20 protein-coding genes are annotated in these 19350 nt (G+C 64.4%); 13 read left to right on the plus strand and 7 right to left on the minus strand.

The window, feature by feature from the left end:
- Window positions 1-204: 204 nt before the first annotated feature.
- The 3 genes from QZM72_RS06810 (at window position 205) to QZM72_RS06820 (ending at window position 2650) form a co-directional block, all read left to right on the plus strand.
- Complete coding sequence (locus QZM72_RS06810; protein WP_301737607.1) at window positions 205-1332, plus strand: aminotransferase class V-fold PLP-dependent enzyme; 1128 nt, start codon at window positions 205-207, stop codon at window positions 1330-1332.
- Window positions 1333-1428: 96 nt separating this feature from the next.
- The gene (locus QZM72_RS06815; protein WP_089469037.1) at window positions 1429-1998 is read left to right on the plus strand and encodes a YdeI family protein; all 570 of its coding nucleotides are present in this window, start codon (window positions 1429-1431) and stop codon (window positions 1996-1998) included.
- A gap of 190 nt (window positions 1999-2188) precedes the next feature.
- The gene (locus QZM72_RS06820; protein WP_301737608.1) at window positions 2189-2650 is read left to right on the plus strand and encodes a GNAT family N-acetyltransferase; all 462 of its coding nucleotides are present in this window, start codon (window positions 2189-2191) and stop codon (window positions 2648-2650) included.
- A gap of 119 nt (window positions 2651-2769) precedes the next feature.
- On the opposite strand, the gene QZM72_RS06825 is transcribed toward QZM72_RS06820, so the two are convergent.
- Window positions 2770-3345: a TetR/AcrR family transcriptional regulator gene (locus QZM72_RS06825; protein ID WP_301737609.1), complete on the minus strand. Its 576-nt coding sequence runs from the start codon at window positions 3343-3345 to the stop codon at window positions 2770-2772.
- 146 nt (window positions 3346-3491) lie between these two features.
- On the opposite strand from QZM72_RS06825, the gene QZM72_RS06830 reads away from it, so the two are divergent.
- Entirely contained in the window at window positions 3492-4184 is a 693-nt protein-coding gene (locus QZM72_RS06830; RefSeq protein WP_301737610.1) for a glutathione S-transferase, read from the plus strand.
- A 309-nt stretch (window positions 4185-4493) separates the two neighbouring features.
- On the opposite strand, the gene QZM72_RS06835 is transcribed toward QZM72_RS06830, so the two are convergent.
- Window positions 4494-4913 (minus strand): AAA family ATPase, encoded by a 420-nt coding sequence (locus QZM72_RS06835; protein ID WP_301737611.1) that lies wholly within the window; start codon window positions 4911-4913, stop codon window positions 4494-4496.
- A 12-nt stretch (window positions 4914-4925) separates the two neighbouring features.
- Here QZM72_RS06835 and QZM72_RS06840 point away from each other — a divergent pair, with 12 nt between their 5' ends.
- Both QZM72_RS06840 and QZM72_RS06845 read left to right on the plus strand, forming a co-directional pair.
- The gene (locus tag QZM72_RS06840; protein ID WP_301737612.1) at window positions 4926-5300 is read left to right on the plus strand and encodes a VOC family protein; all 375 of its coding nucleotides are present in this window, start codon (window positions 4926-4928) and stop codon (window positions 5298-5300) included.
- Entirely contained in the window at window positions 5300-5977 is a 678-nt protein-coding gene (locus tag QZM72_RS06845) for a hypothetical protein (protein ID WP_301737613.1), read from the plus strand. Before QZM72_RS06840 ends, QZM72_RS06845 begins: the two co-directional genes overlap by 1 nt.
- A 4-nt stretch (window positions 5978-5981) precedes the next feature.
- On the opposite strand, the gene QZM72_RS06850 is transcribed toward QZM72_RS06845, so the two are convergent.
- Window positions 5982-6953: a LysR substrate-binding domain-containing protein gene (locus tag QZM72_RS06850; protein ID WP_089469043.1), complete on the minus strand. Its 972-nt coding sequence runs from the start codon at window positions 6951-6953 to the stop codon at window positions 5982-5984.
- Window positions 6954-7088: 135 nt separating this feature from the next.
- Between QZM72_RS06850 and QZM72_RS06855 the strand changes: the two genes are divergently transcribed.
- A complete protein-coding gene (locus QZM72_RS06855; RefSeq protein ID WP_301737614.1) occupies window positions 7089-9389 on the plus strand; it encodes an NADP-dependent malic enzyme in 2301 nt (766 codons plus the stop codon).
- A 342-nt stretch (window positions 9390-9731) separates the two neighbouring features.
- On the opposite strand, the gene QZM72_RS06860 is transcribed toward QZM72_RS06855, so the two are convergent.
- Window positions 9732-10037: a GNAT family N-acetyltransferase gene (locus QZM72_RS06860; protein WP_301737615.1), complete on the minus strand. Its 306-nt coding sequence runs from the start codon at window positions 10035-10037 to the stop codon at window positions 9732-9734.
- 536 nt (window positions 10038-10573) lie between these two features.
- On the opposite strand from QZM72_RS06860, the gene QZM72_RS06865 reads away from it, so the two are divergent.
- From QZM72_RS06865 to QZM72_RS06875, 3 genes are all read left to right on the plus strand, one after another.
- Window positions 10574-11773, plus strand: coding sequence for a PLP-dependent aminotransferase family protein (locus QZM72_RS06865; protein ID WP_301737616.1), 1200 nt, complete (start codon window positions 10574-10576; stop codon window positions 11771-11773).
- Window positions 11774-11785: 12 nt separating this feature from the next.
- Entirely contained in the window at window positions 11786-11977 is a 192-nt protein-coding gene (locus tag QZM72_RS06870) for a hypothetical protein (RefSeq protein WP_301737617.1), read from the plus strand.
- Between the two features lie 96 nt (window positions 11978-12073).
- Window positions 12074-12661, plus strand: coding sequence for a pyridoxamine 5'-phosphate oxidase family protein (locus QZM72_RS06875; protein ID WP_301737618.1), 588 nt, complete (start codon window positions 12074-12076; stop codon window positions 12659-12661).
- A 24-nt stretch (window positions 12662-12685) separates the two neighbouring features.
- Here the strand turns inward: QZM72_RS06875 and gcvA are convergent, their stop codons facing one another.
- Window positions 12686-13576, minus strand: a complete 891-nt coding sequence (gene gcvA / locus QZM72_RS06880; RefSeq protein ID WP_301737620.1) for a transcriptional regulator GcvA — start codon at window positions 13574-13576, stop codon at window positions 12686-12688.
- Between the two features lie 134 nt (window positions 13577-13710).
- On the opposite strand from gcvA, the gene QZM72_RS06885 reads away from it, so the two are divergent.
- Window positions 13711-14415 (plus strand): SDR family oxidoreductase, encoded by a 705-nt coding sequence (locus QZM72_RS06885; protein ID WP_301737621.1) that lies wholly within the window; start codon window positions 13711-13713, stop codon window positions 14413-14415.
- Between the two features lie 203 nt (window positions 14416-14618).
- Window positions 14619-15896 (plus strand): epoxide hydrolase family protein, encoded by a 1278-nt coding sequence (locus tag QZM72_RS06890; RefSeq protein ID WP_301737623.1) that lies wholly within the window; start codon window positions 14619-14621, stop codon window positions 15894-15896.
- 72 nt (window positions 15897-15968) lie between these two features.
- Here QZM72_RS06890 and QZM72_RS06895 read toward each other — a convergent pair whose 3' ends face one another.
- Window positions 15969-16370 (minus strand): hypothetical protein, encoded by a 402-nt coding sequence (locus tag QZM72_RS06895; RefSeq protein WP_301737624.1) that lies wholly within the window; start codon window positions 16368-16370, stop codon window positions 15969-15971.
- Between the two features lie 107 nt (window positions 16371-16477).
- On the minus strand, window positions 16478-17863 hold the full coding sequence (locus tag QZM72_RS06900; protein WP_301737625.1) for a PLP-dependent aminotransferase family protein: 1386 nt from the start codon (window positions 17861-17863) through the stop codon (window positions 16478-16480).
- Between the two features lie 162 nt (window positions 17864-18025).
- Between QZM72_RS06900 and QZM72_RS06905 the strand changes: the two genes are divergently transcribed.
- Window positions 18026-19312 (plus strand): hydroxymethylglutaryl-CoA reductase, degradative, encoded by a 1287-nt coding sequence (locus tag QZM72_RS06905; protein WP_301737626.1) that lies wholly within the window; start codon window positions 18026-18028, stop codon window positions 19310-19312.
- The last annotated feature ends 38 nt before the right edge of the window (window positions 19313-19350 follow it).

Genomic DNA, 19350 nt, shown 5'->3' on the forward strand with positions numbered 1-19350 from the left:
CGAACAGGGCGATGTGCGCGGCATGCGCCGGCGTCGGCGAATACCGTGCCCGGCAGCGGGAAAAAATATGCGCCAATCGGCCGGCGGCGTTCGCTAGAATCTGCTTTCGTCGAGGAAATGACGCAGTTGCATGGTGCAGAGCAGTATCGAATCGAAGACGCTGCTTGTCCTGATTCCAACGTTCATCTTTCGCCGGAGGCGAGCATGCCAGGTTTACTTCCCGATGTTGACCGCGAGGGGCTCCTCGAATATTCGGTGGTGTACACCGATCGCTCGGTCAACCATATGTCGCAGCGCTTTCAGGGCGTCATGCGCGACATTTCCGCCACGCTGAAAAAAGTCTACAACGCGAAGTCGGTCGCGATCGTGCCGGGCAGCGGGACGTTCGGCATGGAAGCCGTGGCGCGACAGTTCGCGACGAACAAGAAATGCCTCGTCATCCGCAACGGCTGGTTCAGCTTCCGCTGGTCGCAGATTTTCGACATGGGCAGCATTCCGTCAGAGACGACCGTGCTGAAGGCTCGCCCGGTCGAAGCCGGCAGGCAGGCCGCGTACGCGCCGGCCCCGATCGACGAAGTGGTCGCCGCGATCCACGCCAACAAACCCGATTTCGTGTTCGCGCCGCACGTCGAAACCGCGTCCGGCATCATGCTGCCCGATGCATACCTGCGCGCGGTGGCCGATGCGGTGCATGCGGTCGGCGGCATGTTCGTGCTGGATTGCATCGCGTCGGGCACCGTGTGGGTCGACATGGAGGCAAGCGGTGTCGATATCCTGATCAGCGCGCCGCAAAAGGGCTGGAGTGCGTCGCCGTGTTGCGCGATGGTCATGTTCAGCTCGCTCGCGCGCGAACGCATCGATTCGACGACCAGCACCAGCTTCGCGTGCGATCTGCGCAAGTGGCTGCAGATCATGGAGGCGTACGAGGGGGGCGGGTTCGCGTATCACGCGACGATGCCCACGGACAGCCTCACGACGCTGCGCGACGTGATGAAGGAAACCGACGCGTACGGTTTCGACAAGGTGAAGGCGGAACAGCTCGAACTCGGCGAGCGCATTCGCGCGCTGCTGACGGAGAAGGGGTTCAGGAGCGTGGCCGCGAAGGGGTTCGAGGCGCCGGGCGTCGTGGTCGGTTATACCGACGATGACGGCATTCGCACCGGGAAGAAGTTCGCCGACGTCGGTTTGCAGATCGCGGCCGGCGTGCCGTTGCAATGCGACGAACCGGAAGATTTCAAGACGTTCCGGCTCGGGTTGTTCGGTCTCGACAAGCTGCACGATGTCGATGGCGCGGTGAAGCGGCTTGCCGATGCGTTGAACCGGATCGTTTGAAGCGGTTGTGCGGAATCGGTGGCTTCGGTGGCCGCCGCTCGTTGGTTGAGTGGCGGCTTTTGCGTCGTTGAAGACGCAACCATTCAGGATCGTGACATGACCGAAGGCGCGCTGACGTTTGCCAGTCAAGCCGAATGGGAACGCTGGTTGGGGCAGAACGGCGGCACGTCGACCGGAGCATGGCTGCGGCTCGCGAAAAAAGGCGCGGGGCAGCGAACCGTCACCTATGAAGCGGCGGTGGAAAGTGCCCTCTGCCACGGCTGGATCGATGGTCAAAAGAAGGCCGACAGCGCGCAATACTGGTTGCAACGCTTTACCCCGCGCTCGGCGAAAAGCATCTGGTCCAAGCTCAACAAGGACAAGGCCGAAGCGCTGATCGCCGCAGGCAGAATGCGCGCGGCCGGCATGCGCGAAATCGAGAAGGCCAAAAAAGACGGCCGCTGGCAGGCGGCTTATACGTCGGCCAGCAACTCGACCGTGCCGGATGACCTGCAGGCGGCTCTGGACGACAATCCAACAGCCGCGAAGTTCTTTGCGACGCTGAACAGCCGTAACCGCTATGCGATCCTGTTCCGGATACAGAATGCCAAGAAACCGGAAACACGGGCGCGCAAAATCGCGGAATTCATCGACATGCTGAAGCGGGGCGAGACTTTTCATCCGTAGGGCGTAGGTTTCCGACGAAGATCTTATCGAACGCGATCGACGAGAATTGTTCTGGTCGCCATATGAATGGAAAAACAAGTGGCTAGCGTCAGGTCAGTCACGGGGTGCGCCGGAATGGTAGCGCCAACATAACGGGAAACGAGCGATGGTTTCGAAAAGTGTCCGTAGAGCGACGGTAGACGATGTGCCGGTGCTGACACAGATCCGGAACGATGCACATGCCAAGAAGGTCGCGCACGGCGACTACGTGTGGGGCAAGGAAGGCGAGGGCTTCTCCGAACGGTGGGTGCGAAACCATGTCGCCGAGAAAGCCGTGTACGTCGTCGAACAGGAGGGCGCGCCGGTCGGAACGTTCTCGCTCGACTTCGACGAGGACAGGCACTGGGGGCCTCAAGAGCCGATCGCAGGTTACGTGCACGGCCTCTGTGTGCGGCAAGGTTTCAACGGGTTCGGGCTCGGCGGCTTCATGCTCGACTGGTGCGCGCATGAGGTGAGCCGCTCGAATCGGCGTTTGCTTCGACTCGACTGCGGCGCTGAAAACACGAAGCTTTGCGCTTACTACGAGTCGCTGGGCTTTGTTCGTGTTGGGTTGAAAACGGACGGTATCGTCTGGTCTCTTTACGAAAAACCCGTCAGTTCAGCCGGCGAGTGATCGCGGCACCCCGGCGGCAAACCTCGGCGACGGCATCCACGTGAGCCTGGGTCGCGCGATTGAACATCGTGCGTTCGCGAACGTTCGACATCATCCGAAGCCGCGTCACCGTTACCCTGCTACGCCGGCAAAAGCCCCGCTTTCCGATAATTGTCGATCAGCGCGTCATAGAGCGAGAGATCGCCGCGACTCCGCGCGATGAGCTGGGCGCCGGCGATGGCGGCGAAGATGGCCCGCGCCCGCGGTTTGCTTTCCCGAGCGCCGACTATTGCCGCTGCGGACAGGACCTTGCTGAGCCACGCGACATTCACGTCGGCGAAGGCCAGCACTTCCTTCATCACGACTTCCGGCAGGTCGTCGGTTTCGGCGGCCATGAAGCTGCACAGGCACAGGCGGTTGCCGGTCGCGAGCGCCTTGCGGAAGGTATCCGGGTAGCGGCGCAGGCAGTCCAGCGGATCGCGCGATCCGGCCAGCATGTCGTCCAGCGCCGCCGCTGAATCCTCCCAATAACGCCTCGCCACCGCGGCGCCGAGATCGGCCTTGCTGTCGAAATGATGGTAGATGCTCGCGGCCTTGATGCCCACCTCGTTGGCGAGATCCCGATAGTTCAACCCGCCGTAGCCGTGCGTCTGCGCGAGCCTCGTGGCGGCTGCCAGGATTTTCTCTCTCGAATTCGAACTCGCGTCGTTCGTCACCGCTTCAGCCTCCGCGCGCAGGAAATGGATGTTGACACCCTGGATAGTACCTTATATGGTTAACCTAACAAACGTTAGGTAGATTCACGGGGCGACGTGTTTCACGTCGCCCGATCCCTTGCAACCGACTACGGAGCGCCCGTGCAATGACTTCCCGCAACGTCGATTTCGACCCAGCCCAACTGCCCATGATGAAGATCCACGATTTCCCGACAGGGCCCTATCCGACACGCGTGCGCATCGCGCTGGCCGAAAAGGGGCTGCAATCGCGCGTCCAGTTCGTGATGGTCGATCTTTACAAGGGCGAGCATAAAAAGCCCGAATTCCTCGCCAGCAAGAATTATTCGGGTACGTTGCCGGTGCTGGAACTCGATGATGGAACCTGCATTGCCGAGTGCACGGCCATTACCGAGTACCTCGATACGCTCGATGGCGTACCCACGCTCACCGGCAGCACGCCGCGCGAAAGGGGCATCATCCACATGATGAGCAAGCGCGCCGAGCTGGAACTGCTCGACGCGATCAGCGTTTATTTCCATCACGGCACGCCGGGCCTGGGGCCCGACGTGGAGACGTATCAAAACCCGGAGTGGGGATTCCGTCAGCGCGACAAGGCGCTGAGGGGCATGCGCTACTTCGATGCGGTTCTGCAACGGCAACCGTATGTTGCGGGCGAGACGTTCTCGATGGCCGACATCACCGTCATCGGTGGTCTGATCTTTGCGATGCTCGTGAAGCTGCCGGTGCCTGAGGAATGCGAAGCGCTTCGAGCCTGGTACGCGAGAATGCTGGAGCGTGAGAGCGTCAGGAACCAGCCCGTGTTTGCGATGCTGACCTGAGCTGACCCTGTATCGGTCGATAACGGCAGATGAGGCGAGCGAACGGATGGCCGCGCTATCGCGTCAAGCGATACAAAACATCGGGATAACCCTCCTCGTTTCTGCTGCCGTCGCTGTACGCAATGGCAACGAACCCGTGCTGCTCGTAAAACGCGGCAGCGTCTCGGTTCATTTGGCGCGCGGAATGCTGCTGAAGGGGGCTGAATTCAGCAGGTCCGCGCGATATATCGAGTTTGCAGCACGGACAATTGGCGCAGCGTCCGGCCAGAAGCAGGCATCGCATTTCGCCTTCAGCCGGACACTCGAATGTCATGATCCAGTCCGGAAACGGACCTTTCCTGTCTCGTCATAGATAATGATGTTGAATCCTTCGCCGAGTGCGGGCGGAACGAAGTATCGGGTGATCTGATCGTACTGCTCCTCCGATGTCTGGAAAGGATGCTCGCCTGACATGTTCCTCAGCAATAAACGAGATTTGCAGATCTCGTCGCTCACATCCAAATAGTGAAGTCGATGCTCGCAGCCAACAGCCTGGAATAGTGAGTGGCCCCACGCACGCGGAGCGGCCATCCGACGCAGGACGGCAGCTAACGCGTCGAAAGCGGCTCTTCCATTGGCGCTGATCCCAACGATGGCTCCGGGTCGTTCGAGCCGGTAACAGACCACCACCGCATATGGCACCATTGCGGTCATCGCGACATCACACCAGCGTGCCGACTGACCATCCATCGGAGTGAGCTCATGTTTGACCACGTCAAATTCGGCGTCAGCGACTACGCCGCCAGCAAGGCGTTTTTCCTGAAGGCACTCGAACCGCTGGGTGCCGAAATCGTCGGGGAAGGCGAGCCGTCGTACGGGATCGAGATCGGGCTGCCCAGCAAGTCTTCGCTGTGTCTGTTCCCGGCCGACGAGAAACCGGCGCCTCTTCACATCGCATTCGTGGCCGACACGCGGCAGCAAGTCGATGCGTTCCATCGCGCGGCGCTGGAGGCCGGCGGCAAAGACCATGGCGCGCCCGGGTTGCGGCCGCATTATCACGCTAGCTACTACGCGGCGTTCGTCGTCGGGCCGGATGGACACAATATCGAGGCGGTGCGTCATCGGGCGGAGGCGTGATGCGCTGGATCGGTAAAACGCTCGCGGCAATCGCAAGCATTGCGGTCGTCGGCATCGCCAGCGTTCAAGCGGCGCCCCGCGAAACCACATTCCCGCGCTTCACTCAGACGGAAGGCAAGCTCGACGGCGACGGGCTTCCGCTCTCCGGCGTGAAGCTCTGCGTGCTGCCCGACCGTGCGCCGTGCTTCGAGATGCCGCCGGCGCCGCTTCCTCGTTCGTCGAAGGAGCTGTACCAGTTCGGCCTGAATCCACGGTCCGAGCGGTTGCCGATTGCGTCGGGCGGCTCGTGGGTGTTCTTCTCGGGAATGTTCTCGGGTGGCGGCAGCGGGATGCTGGAGCGCGTGGCCGTGCTGCGTGTCGGCGCGAACGGCAAGATCGAGAACCTGATGCCGAATGTCACCGAAACGGAGATGGCCGATCGTGCGATGTGGAACGTGCCGGAGGTGTCGTCGTATCCGCTGTTCGTCCGGGCCGACTATGTGTGGGGCCAGGACGAGGATCATTTCGGCCAGCACTTCTTCGACGTCGACGCATGGGTGTTCGATCCTGCCGCCAATCAATACGCGAAGCGCTTTTCTTACCGCACGAGCAAACGCTACGACAGGGGCGAGGGCTCGGACCACGTGCTGGCCGCTGAGCGTGCGGAAATCCTGCGTCGCCTCGCCGCCGGCAAGTAACGCGCTATCGCTGCGCGTCCCCGTACGTCTCTTTGCACACCACGCGTAGCGCGTCGACGAGCAGATCGCGCGCGGGCGATTGCGAATCGGCGGAGCGCGTGAACAGTGCGATCGGCGGCAGCGTCCACACCAGCGAATAAGGCACGATCGCCACGCCGGCGATCCGCACCAGTTCCTCCGCGATATCGGCCGGCACGATCGACACGGCCTCGTCGCTCGACGCGATCATTTCGCCGATCAGCTTCGACGAATAGCTTTCGACGATCGGCACCGGCGGCGCGATGCCGGCCGACAGGAACAGGTCGGTCACCTGTTCGCGCATCGGCGTATGCGGCGCGCCGAGAATCCAGTCGAGCGCATGCAGCTTGTGCCAGTCCAGCGGCGCGCGGGCGAGCTTGGCGGCCAGCCGCCGGCTCGCGATCATGCGCGGCTGCTGCTGGTACAGCACTTCGAACGAAACCTGCCCGAGATCGATCGCCGACGACGCGCGCCCGATCACGATGTCGACGCTGTGATCCCGGAGTTGCAGCAGCAGCTGATCGCTGGTGCCTTCGTGAATCGTCACGGTCAGGCGCCGCTCCATGCGCGCTTGCAGCCGCTTCAGCGCGGCCGACAGCATCTGGCCGGAGATGAACGGAATCACGCCGATATGCAGATGGGCCGCATGCCCGGCGGCGACGGCCTCCATCTCGCGGGCGAGGTGGTCGAGATCCTTGATCATCGCCTTCGCCCGTTCGAGCACGACCGCGCCGAGTGCGGTGGGCCGCATGCCGCGCGACGAGCGCTCGAACAGCGGCGTGCCGAACATGCTCTCCAGTTCGGACAGCGCGTTCGTCACGGCCGGCTGGCTGCTCGCCATGTGCTCGGCGACGCGCGTCAGCGAGCCGTGCTGCTGGATCTGCAGCAACAGCACCAGATGCCGAATCTTCAGACGCGCGCCGAGCCGCCTGACCACGTCGTTTGCATCGAAATTCATTGACTGGTCATGCATTCATCAGGAAAAAGTGATGGGCCGATATTAAAACAGAATCATCATGTTATGGCGGATCCCTAGAATCACCTTCATGGATCGCGCCGGGACTGGCCTGGCGCCCACGCCGGGACCCAAAACATGAAACAGACAGAGACACAGCAGCAGGCCGCGTTCGACTATCACGAGTTTCCGACCCCCGGGAAAATCTCGGTCGTCGCCAGCAAGCCGCTGGTGACCCAGCGCGACCTGGCGCTGGCCTATACGCCCGGCGTGGCGAGCGTGTGCGAGTCGATCGCCGCCGATCCGCTGCAGGCGCACCGCTTCACGAGCCGCGGCAACCTGGTGGGCGTGATCACGAACGGTACCGCCGTGCTGGGCCTCGGCAACATCGGCCCGCTCGCGTCGAAGCCGGTGATGGAGGGCAAGGCCGTCCTGTTCAAGAAGTTCGCCGGGATCGACGTGTTCGACATCGAGATCAACGAGACCGACCCGGACAAGCTGATCGACATCATCGCGGGCCTCGAACCGACGTTCGGCGGCATCAACCTCGAGGACATCAAGGCGCCGGAATGCTTCACCGTCGAGCAGAAGCTGCGCGAACGCATGAAGATTCCCGTCTTCCACGACGATCAGCACGGCACGGCCATTACCGTTTCCGCCGCGTTCATCAACGGGCTGAAGGTCGTCGGGAAGTCCATCAAGGAAGTGAAGGTCGTGACGTCGGGCGCCGGTGCGGCCGCGCTGGCGTGCCTGGACCTGCTGGTCGACCTCGGGCTGCCGGTGGAAAACGTGTGGGTGACCGACATCGAAGGCGTCGTCTATCGCGGCCGTACCGCGCTGATGGACCCGGCCAAGTCGCGCTTCGCGCAGGAAACCGATGCGCGCAAGCTCGCCGAAGTGATCGGCGGCGCGGATGTGTTCCTGGGATTGTCGGTCGGCGGCATCCTCACGGCGGAGATGCTCAAGCAGATGGCGGCGCGTCCGCTGATTCTCGCGCTGGCCAACCCGACGCCGGAAATCTTCCCGGAACTGGCGCATGAGACGCGCGACGACGTCGTGATCGCGACGGGCCGCTCGGACTATCCGAACCAGGTCAACAACGTGCTGTGCTTCCCGTACATTTTCCGCGGGGCGCTGGACGTGGGCGCGACGACGATCACGCGCGAGATGGAAATCGCTGCGGTGCATGCGATCGCGGGGCTGGCCGAGGAAGAGCAGAACGAAGTCGTCGCGGCGGCTTATGGTGCTTACGACGTGTCGTTCGGCCCGCAATACCTGATTCCGAAGCCGTTCGACCCGCGCCTGATCGTGCGGATCGCGCCGGCCGTCGCGAAGGCGGCGATGGAAGGCGGCGTGGCGACGCGTCCGCTCGCGAATCTCGATGCGTACGTCGAGCAGTTGCAGCAATTCGTCTACCACTCGGGCGCGTTCATGAAGCCGCTGTTCGCGACCGCGCGCCAGCTCGTGCGTGAAGGCGGCAAGGCGCGGATCGTATTCACCGAAGGCGAAGACGAGCGGGTGCTGCGTGCGGTGCAGGTGATCGTCGACGAGAAGCTCGCGCGGCCGATTCTGGTCGGACGTCCGGAGGTGCTGCTCGCGCGGATCGAGCGGTTCGGGCTGCGCTTGCGACTCGGTCAGGATGTCGAAGTGACCAATCCGGAATATGACGAGCGTTTCCCGCAGTACTGGACGAAGTATTGGGAACTGCGGTGCCGCGACGGTATTTCGAAGGAAATGGCGCGCGTGGAAATGCGCCGCCGCCTGACGCTGATCGGCGCGATGATGGTGCAGCTCGGCGACGCGGACGGGATGATCTGCGGGACGGTGGGCGAGTATCACAATCACCTGCGGTTCGTGGACGAAGTGATCGGCAAGAAACCCGGTGCTTCGACTTATGCGGCGATGAACATCCTGTTGCTCGATCAGCGGACGGTCGCGCTGGTGGATACGCACGTGAACGATAATCCCGATGCGGAGCAGATCGCGGAATTCACGATCGCGGCGGCGCGGCAGATGGAATGGTTGAATCTGACGCCGAAGGTCGCGCTGCTGTCGCGGTCGAATTTCGGGTCGGGGAGTGCGGCTTCGGGCGTGAAGATGCGCCGCGCGCTGGAGATCGTGCGCGAGCAGGCGCCGGATATCGAGGCCGACGGCGAGATGCATGGCGACTGTGCGCTCGATGAAGGGCTGCGGGCGAAGCTGCTGCCGATGTCGCCGTTGAAGGGGGCGGCGAATTTGCTGGTTTGTCCGAATGTGGATGCAGGGAATATCGCTTACAACCTGCTCAAGACCGAGGCGGGGAGCAATGTGGCGGTGGGGCCTTTCCTGTTGGGCGTCAATGCGCCGGTGAACATCCTTACTTCCAGCGCCACCGTACGGCGGATCGTGAATATGGCTGCGTTGACGGTGATTGAGGCGAATCGGGGTGTCGCGGGCTGATCGGTTGTTGTGGGGCGGCTCGGGCCGCCCTTCGTTTGTCGGCATTCGGCGGCCGCTATCCCTGTAGCGATGTGTATTTTTGCGATTGCTCTTACGACGGCGGGCTTCTTTCAAGAAGCCAAATTGTCAAGCGGATCATCATGACAACGCTACAGGCAAAGTAGTAGCGCAAAGAATGACGCGATACAAGGATCGCATCATGGAAAGCTCACTGAACGTCCGCAATTGAGGTGAGCCGAGTGACTGCTCGGGGCAGCAGTCAATGGACTGACCGCCGTCGGCTCGCATTTCGCGAGATATGGTTGCGTCCAGTGCGCAAAAAAGGATTCAGCGCGACCTGCGTCATTTAATGCAAGGAAACATACCTGCTTTCTCGGCAAGTACCGACGGCTGGAAGCCATAGCGCTCATAGCACTTCGGCGTCCCGTGATCCGCCATCAGACTGACATAGGCAGTCGGCGGCGCGTTCTCGTGAATGTAGTTCATGAGTGCTCGCATGATCAGATCGCCTACACCCTTCGTCTGGTGTGTCGGCAATACTGCGATATCCACGACCTCGAAGAAGCAGCCACCGTCACCGATAATCCGGCCGATTCCGACCGGAGTGCTACCCGAGTACGCCACGACGCTAAAGAGGCCGTTCTGCAACCCGATAGTTGCAGCTTGCTCGGATTTCCGGCTCGACCCGCAGCAACGCGAATGTCGATATATGTCGATACGGAGGGCGCTTCCGGATGGATGATGTATTCCATGTGAACCCTTCAAGGTGGACGTGCAGGGGATGTGCGGTGCTCGATGAGCATCGCTAGGTCAGGCCGGCTTAGTTGAACAGCGGTATGCGTGTTCGCATTCAGGCAGCGATCGTTGAAGGGAAGGATATCTTGTGGTCCCGCTGCCCGAGTGGTTGTCGCATCGCCGTGACCACCCCCGGCGAAACAATCGCCCGAATCAAACACCCGTTCGACGAACCGTCCCCGAACCCCGCATCCCTCCGCGCCCCTAACCCCCGCCCAGCCGCGATTTAATGACCAAACCGCAAGACCTAGTGCATAGATATCGTTTGCCGAGCCCTTAATGACTATCGACAATCGTGGCTCGAATTCACCGCCGCGGCGTCAGAAGTGCCTTGGCGGCCGGCACTCGGCGGCTATCCCGGCCTTCCGCGCCCACCCGCTCACGACGACATGTACGCGTTCTCGCCCTCATTCCAAAACCCTGCCGGCTCGCCGATCCGCGAGTTGTTCAAGTACCTGTCCGAACCGGGCATGATTTCGTTCGCGGGCGGTTATCCAGCCAGCGATCTGTTCGACGTCGACGGCCTGAACGCGGCGGCCGAACGCGCGTACGCGCAGCCCGTCCGCTGCCTGCAATACGGCCCGACCGACGGCCTCGCCGAACTGAAGCAGCAACTGATCGCGCTGATGGCGCGTCGCGGCGTCGCGTGCACGCCAGCCGAACTGTTCGTCACGACCGGCTCGCAGCAAGGTCTCGACCTGCTGCTGCGCGTGATGGTGTCGCCCGGCGACGTCGTGCTGACCGAACAACCGGCGTACCCGGCCACGCTGCAGGCGATGCGTTTGCAACAGGCGCGCATCGTGACGATTCCCGTCGACGGCGAGGGCCTCGACGTCGATCGTCTCGGCGAACAACTCGCGTCCGGCGCGATCGCGCAACCGAAGCTGCTCTACACGGTCCCGACTTTCGCGAACCCGACGGGCGCGACGCTCACGCGCGAACGCCGGCTGAAGCTGCTGCGTCTCGCGGTGCAATACCGTTTCCTGATCGTCGAGGACGATCCGTACGGCGACCTGCGTTTCGCGGGCGAAGCCGTGCCGTCGATGCTCGCGCTGGCCGGCGAGGTGGATGGCGCGCGCGACTGGCTCGTGCATTTCGCGAGCCTGTCGAAGATCGTCGCGCCGGGGCTGCGCGTGGGCTGGACGATCGCGCCGGCCGAAATCGCGCGGCGCTGCGTGATCGCGAAGCAGACGGTCGACCTCTGCAGCGCGCCGTGGACGCAGGCGACCGCCGCCGAATATCTGGCGGACGGCGCGCTCGAACGTCATCTGCCGCGCATCACGGCCGCGTACCGGCGCAAATGCGACGCGATGTGCGATGCGCTGCGCGACGGCTTCGGCGATGCGATCGAATTCCATCGTCCCGAAGGCGGGATGTTCGTGTGGGCGCGGCTCGGTGCGGTGTCGTCGGACGCGCTGCTGCAACAGGCGATCGCCAACAAGATCGTGTTCGTACCGGGCAAGGCGTTCTTCGCGGACAACGTCGACGCAGCATCGCTGCGCCTGTCGTTCGCCGCGCCGGACGTCGATGCGATCCGGGAAGGCGTCGCGCGCCTCGTGCGCGCGTATGGTGCGGCGCGGGCCGCGTGAGGAGACGTCAGCATGACTATCACCATCAACGAAACGGCTTCGGTGGGCGTGGCGGCGAGCGCCGCCTATAAGCAGCCGGCGAAGCATCGCTCGTCGCAGATCAGCGCCGGGCCGCAGTATGTGGCCGACGTGCTCGGCCGCTTCGGCGCGGAGCCGGCAACCGATGCCGGCGATGCGGCGTCGGTCGTGCTCGGCTACAACTGACCGGCACAGGGCCGGCGGCTCGCGCCACGTGCGCGCCGTCGCCGACATAAGCGGTTAAGCTTGCGCGATCGAAACACCGACGATCGCCGCCGCCTCATGTCCGACCCGACCTCCGAATCGCTCGCGCAAACGTATGACCGCCTGTGGTCCTGCCTCGAAGCCGGCGTGAGCGAAAAGCGCTCGCCGTTCACGATGCTGCAGGCGGCCACGCTCGGCCTCGATGGTGCGCTGAAGGTTCGGACGATCGTATTGCGTCAGGTGAGTCGCACCGAGCGCGTGCTGTCGTTTCATACCGATGCGCGTTCGGAAAAAGTGGCGGAGTTGCGTCGCGATCCGCGCATCTCGATCGTCGCGAACGATCTCGACGCGCTCGTGCAGATTCGCGCGGAAGGTGTTGCGTCGATCTGCGAGGACGAAGCGCAACGGCGCGCGATCTGGGCATCGAGCCGCCCGCATACGTTGCTGCTGTATCGCGCGCCGTTGCCGCCCGGCACGTCGATCGCAGCGCCTGAAGCCGCGCATATCGGCGGCACCGCACCCACTGGCGACGGCTACGCAAACTTCTGCCTGATCCACATGACGATCGCGCGCATCGACTGGCTCGAACTTGCGCGCGCCGGCCATCGCCGCGCGGTATTCGACGTGAACGAAAGCGGTTACGACGCCCGCTGGATCGCACCCTGACGCTGGCCGAGCGCGCTCAACCGCTCAAGGCCGCCCGTCCGATGCGGCCTCGATCATCCACTCGCGCATCACCACGATCGCATCGTCGTCGCGGCGCTCGGCCGGATACACGAGATAGAACCCTACCGACAGCGGAAACGCGAAGTCGAACGGCTTGCACAGCCGTCCGGCGGCGATGTCGCGCTCGACGAGCGGCTCGGTCGCGAGCGCGATGCCCTGGCCGGCGACGGCCGCATCGATCGCGAGCGACGTCTGGTTGAAGCGCAGCCCCTTGTGCGGATCGACGTCGACCGGTTCGGGCATCGCCGCGAGGAACTCGGGCCACAGGTCGTGTGCATCGTGTAGCAGCACCTGCCCGGCGAGCGCGCGCGGCGAAGCCGGCGCGGTCAGCACCGACGGGTTGCACACCGCGCACACGTCGAGCGGGAACAGCGCATGAGTGGCGAGATGCTTGCCGAACGGCGGCTTGCCGTAGCGGATCGCGAGATCGACGCCGTCGTGGCGGAACGTCGCGATCTGCGGGTCGGCGATCACGCGCACGTCGTAGTCGGGATGTGCTTCGGTGAACTGCGCGAGCCGAGGAATCAGCCATTTCGACGCGAACGACGGCGTCGTGCTGATCGTCAGCGCGGCGCGCCGCTTCACGAGCTTGTCGGTTGCATCGGCGATCGCGTGCAGCGCACGCTGCACGTCGGAGAAATACGCGGCGCCGTCGTGCGTGAGTGCGAGGCCGCGCGGCAGGCGCTCGAACAGCTTCAGGCCGAGCACGTCCTCGAGGTGGCGCACCTGCTGCGCGACGGCGCCCTGCGTGACGCCGATCTCGTCGGCGGCGGCGCGGAAGTTGAGGTGCCGGGCGGACACTTCGAACGCGCGAAGCGCATTCAGCGGCGGCAGGCGGGAAGGGCGTGGCGGCATCGTTTGGCTGTAGAAAAGCTATCGGCTGACGGCAGAAATACTGGTTCGACAGCCGGAATCGATGCGCCTACATTACCACCATGGCGCGCCGAATGGCGGCTGCGCGGCGGCAGAATCGGAACGAGGAACGGATCGTGACTGTAGAAAAAGTAGCGTTGATCACGGCGGCGGGCAAGGGCATGGGCGCGGCGATCGCGCGCGAACTGGCGGCGACGGGCTATCGCGTCGCGCTGATGTCGCCGTCGGGCAGCGCGGTGGCGCTCGGCGAGGAACTCGGCGGTTTCGGCATCAAGGGCTCGGTGACCGAAGAGGCCGATATCGACAAGCTCGTGCGGGAAACGATCGCGCGCTACGGCCGCGTCGACGCGGTCGTGAGCAACACCGGCCATCCGCCGAAGGGCGAGCTGCTGGCGATCACCGACGACAACTGGCACGCGGGGCTCGACCTGATCCTGCTGAACGTGGTGCGCGTGATGCGCCGGGTGACGCCGATCTTCCAGAAGCAGGGCGGCGGCGTGGTGGTGAACATCTCGAGCTTCGCGGCGGATGCGCCCGAGCAACCGATGCCCGTGTCGTCGGCGCTGCGCGCGGCGCTGAGCGCATGGACGCGCCTGTACGCGGAACGCTATGCAGCCGAGAACATCCGGATGAACGCGGTGCTGCCGGGCTTCATCGACAGCTGGCCGGAAACGCCGGAGATCGTCGCGCGTATTCCGGCCGGCCGTTTCGGCCAGACCGGCGAGATCGCGAAGACGGTCGCGTTCCTGCTGTCGGACGGCGCGGGCTACATCACCGGGCAGAACATTCGCGTCGACGGCGCGATCGTCAAGGCGCTCTGAATATCACCCCGGCGGGCGGCCGTAGGGGCTTGGCCGCTCGCCGCGCAGCAGCTACAAACGCGTACAAATCAGACAAATCCGGGATACATCGGACCTTTCAAATGGGCGACGCCGCGTGGCATGGGCGCGCCGGATTGAAAGCCTCGGCGCGCTCCCGCGCGCGGCATGTTCACTTTCCATTTCACGAAAGGAGATGCCGAACGATGTCTTCCACACCGTTTTCCCCGATGCGTCGCCACCTGCTGGCCACTTCCGTGGCTGCCGGGGTCTCGGCGATGCTGCCCGCCGCGCTGCATGCGGCCACCGGCGCGAGCGGCATACGCCCGTTCACCGCGCACATTCCCGATGAGGCCGTGGCCGACCTGCGCCGTCGCATCGCCGCGACGCGCTGGCCGGGCCGCGAGACCGTCGCCGACGAATCGCAGGGCGTGCGGCTCGCGCGCATGCAGGCGCTGCTGCGCTACTGGGGCACCGACTACGACTGGCGCAAGGGCGAGGCGCGCCTGAACGGCTTCCCGATGTTCATCACGGAAATCGACGGGCTCGACATTCATTTCATCCACGTGCGGTCGCGGCACGAGAACGCGATGCCGATGATCATGACGCACGGCTGGCCCGGTTCGATCTTCGAGCTGCTGAAGGCGATCGGCCCGCTGACCGACCCGACCGCGCACGGCGCGAGCGCGGACGATGCGTTCCACGTCGTCGTGCCGTCGCTGCCGGGCTTCGGCTTCTCGGGCCGGCCGACGAAGACCGGCTGGGGCTCCGATCACATCGCGCGAGCGTGGGGCGAGCTGATGGCGCGGCTCGGCTATACGCGTTTCGTGTCGCAGGGCGGCGACTGCGGCTCGGTGATCTCGCACCGGATGGCGATGCAGCGCGTGCAGGGCCTGGCCGGGATTCACGTGAACATGCCGGCGACGGTGCCGCCGGATATCGCGACGCTGCTCGCGACCGATGCGCCCGCGCCGGCCTCGCTGTCGCCGAAGGAGAAGGCCGCGTACGAGAAGCTCGCGACGTTCTATCGCGACAACTGCGGCTACTCGGCGATGATGGTCACGCGGCCGCAGACGGTCGGCTATGCGCTGGCCGATTCGCCATCAGGACAGGCTGCGTGGATGTACGACAAGATCTCGCAGTGGACTTACAGTGGCGGCGTGCCGGAGCGCTCGATTCCGCGCGACGAGATCCTCGACGACATTTCGTTGTACTGGCTGACGAACACCGCGACGTCGTCCGCGCAGATCTACTGGGAGGATCACTCGAACAACTTCAACGCGGTGGATATCTCGCTGCCGGCCGCGATCACGGTGTTTCCCGGCGAGATCTACCAGGCGCCGCGTAGCTGGGCCGAGCGCAGTTATCACAACCTGATCTACTTCAACGAAGTCGACAAGGGCGGCCACTTCGCGGCATGGGAGGAACCGGAATTGTTTGCGCGTGAAGTGCGTGCGGGATTCCGGCCGTTGCGGCGCGTGTAGGCGGCGGGCGACGGTGCGCGCGGGCCGGTTCGAACAACGGCCTGCGTTTGTCGATGAAGCGCACCGTGCGCATCAAATGATGCGGCATGTATTGTGGACGTCTCTCAACCACGTAAGCAGTCCCGTGGCGGCATAGACGCTAATCAGCGCAATCAGGAATCGAAGCCACGTGATCTTGAAGCGCGGAAGGCGACGGGCGAGCGCGGCGAATGCGATGCAGGCCACCAGGCCGACGGGTATGAACGCCGGATAATCCCGGGAGACACCGAAGATCGCGGCGGCGGAAAAGAACACGACCCAGACCACGGCGCCGCCGAGCGTATCGCAGAATGCGGTCGAGTAACCGGAGAACCACGCGAGCAAAAGCGCCGCACTTCCGAACACGGTCCAGGCCGTGGCGAGCCAGAGTGGCGTGCTGGTTGCAGCCTGCTTCAGCGCGGGCGTGCCCGGTTCATTGGCATTGGCGTCGGTCAAATCGGTCCCCTCGAGTCGGATGGATGGTTGTCATGGCGGGCCGGCTATCACCGTCATCCCGCATCGCACGGCGCTTGTCGGTTGCTTCGTCGAGTCCGGCGAGCACGCTACGCCACCGCACTCAACGCCTGCGCGAACCGCTTGTCCGCGAGATACGCGACATTGAACCGGCAGTACTTCGACGGACGATCGGCCTGCGGCGAAAACACAGCGCCCGGCGCGAGAATCACGCCACGCTCGAGCATCGCCTGCGCGAGCGGCATCGAATCGGGCCAGCCGGGCAGCGCGGCCCACAGATACAGGTTCTGGTCGCAGGGCCGATAGACCTCCGCGCCGAGACGGCCGAGCGCATCGAGCGCGGTGCCGGTCGCGCGCCGCAGCTTCTCCTGAAGATGATTCGTGTGCCTGAGAAAGTGGCCATCGCTGACGATCGCATCGAGCGTACGTTCGCAGTATTCCGAGCTGCTGACATGCGTCAGCATCTTCACATCGGCGAGATCGCTCGCAAGCGCGGCATTGCACGCAAGAAATCCGACACGCAACGCCGCCGACACCGATTTCGAAAAACTGCCGATATAGATGGTCCGGCGCAACTGGTCGAGCGTCGCGATGCGCGTGAGCGAGCGCGGCCGCAGGTCGGCGAGCGCATCGTCCTCGACGATGATCAGGTCGTGCGCGTCGGCGAGTTGCAGGATGCGATGTGCCTTGGCCGCGCTCGTATCGGTCGCGGTCGGGTTGTGGCCGACCGATTGCGTGAAGAACAGCTTCGGGCGGTGCGTGGCGACGAGCTCGGCCAGCTTCGCGACGTCGGGGCCGTCGATCTCGCGCGGTACGCCGACGATGGTCGCACCGCTCAGCTTCAGCTTGCCGAACAGCGGGTAGTAGCCGGGATCGTCGACGAGCACGGCGTCGCCGGGGCGCACGAAGTAGCGCAGCACGAGATCCATCGCCTGGTTCGCGCCGTGCGTGAGCACGATCTGCGCGGGCGGCGCCTCGATCTCGTAGCCGGCGAGCTTCTGCTGCAGCGACTGGCGCAACGGCAGGTAGCCGAAGCGGCTGCCGTAACGGAACAGCGACGCGGCGCTCGTGCGCATGATGCGCTGCTGGTACTGGTTCAGCCGCGTTTCCTCGAGCCACTCGATCGGCGGGAAACCTTCGCCGAGGTTGAGCACGTCGGGCTTCACGTGCAGCTGCTCGCGCATCAGCCACACGATGTCCATCGCGCGGTCGAGCGAACTCGGTTCGTCGATCTCGGGCGCGGCCGCCGCGCGCCGCGTGACGAAGAAGCCCGAGCCGCGGCGCGGCTCGATCAGGCCGTCGGCCGCGAGCATCTCGAACGCGCTGATCACGGTGTTCTTCGAGCAGCCGGACGCCTCAGCGTATTCCCTGATCGAAGGCAGCTTCGCGCCGGCCGGCAACACGCCTTCCTCGATCTGTCTGGCGAGATTGTCCGCCATCGCGCCAGACAGGCTGGCTTTTGCACGCTGTTTCATCGGCGGGTTCCGTCGGGCCGGCTCACTGTCATGGGTACGGTTGGGCGACTGTCTGCGCGTTCTGTACCTTTTCAATGGGTACAGCGTGACTATTATTCGGCTATCCGCTGCCCGCCGCAAGCACCCACGGGCCATACCGCCACCCCGAACAGCAGACCCCTCATGCCCATCGATTCCGCCTTGCCGAACTTCCGCTCGCTCACGCCCGAGCAACGCCTGTCCCACCTGTCCCGTGCCGTCGGGCTCGACGATGCCGAGCACGCGCTGCTCGCGAAACCGGGCGCGCTGCCGCTCGACACCGCGAACGGGATGATCGAGAACGTGATCGGCACGTTCGAGCTGCCGATGGCCGTGGCCGGCTACTTCCGGATCAACGGCAAGGACGTGATCGTGCCGATGGCCGTCGAGGAGCCGTCGATCGTTGCGGCCGCATCGTATATGGCGAAGCTCTCCCGCGCGGCCGGCGGCTTTCGTGCGTCGAGCAGCGGCCCGCTGATGCGTGCGCAGGTGCAGGTGATCGGCGTCGACGATCCGTACGGCGCGCGGCTCGCGATCCTGCGGCACGCGGCCGAGCTGATCGATCTCGCGAACAGCCGCGACAAGGTGCTCGTCGGCCTCGGCGGCGGCTGCCGCGACATCGAGGTCCATGTGTTCCCCGACACGCCGCGCGGCGCGATGGTCGTCGCGCACCTGATCGTCGATGTACGCGACGCGATGGGCGCGAACACGGTCAACACGATGGCCGAAACCGTCGCGACGCGCATCGAAGCGATCACCGGGGGCCAGGTACGGTTGCGGATACTGTCCAACCTCGCGGATCTCCGGCTGGCCCGCGCAGAGGTACGGTACTCGGCCGCCACGCTCGCGACCGACGCCTATTCCGGCGAAGACGTGATCGACCGCGTGATCGACGCTTACGTGTTCGCGGCAACCGACCCCTACCGCGCGGCGACACACAACAAGGGCATCATGAACGGCATCGATCCGGTCGTGGTCGCGACCGGCAACGACTGGCGAGCGGTCGAAGCCGGCGCGCATGCGTATGCGAGCCGCAGCGGCCGCTATACGTCGCTGACGACGTGGGAGAGGGCCGCCGACGGCGACCTCGTCGGCACGATCGAGATGCCGATGCCGGTGGGGCTCGTCGGCGGTGCGACGAAGACGCATCCGCTCGCGCGTCTCGCGCTGAAGATCATGAACGTGACGTCCGCTCGGGAACTCGGTGAAATTGCGGTGGCGGTCGGGCTTGCGCAGAATCTCGGTGCGCTGCGCGCGCTCGCGACCGAAGGCATCCAGCGCGGCCACATGGCGCTGCATGCGCGCAACATCGCCGTTGCGGCGGGCGCGACCGGTGCCGACATCGACCGGATCGCGCAGCGGATGGTCGCGGCGAAAGACGTGCGCACCGACTTCGCAGTCGAGTTGCTCGCGGGCCGCAGCGGCGGCTGATGCGCGGACTGTCCGCCGCGTCGCGAACGCGGCGGGCA

Origin of the sequence: Burkholderia sp. AU45388, assembly GCF_030481585.1 — a bacterium.
GTDB lineage: Bacteria > Pseudomonadota > Gammaproteobacteria > Burkholderiales > Burkholderiaceae > Burkholderia > Burkholderia sola.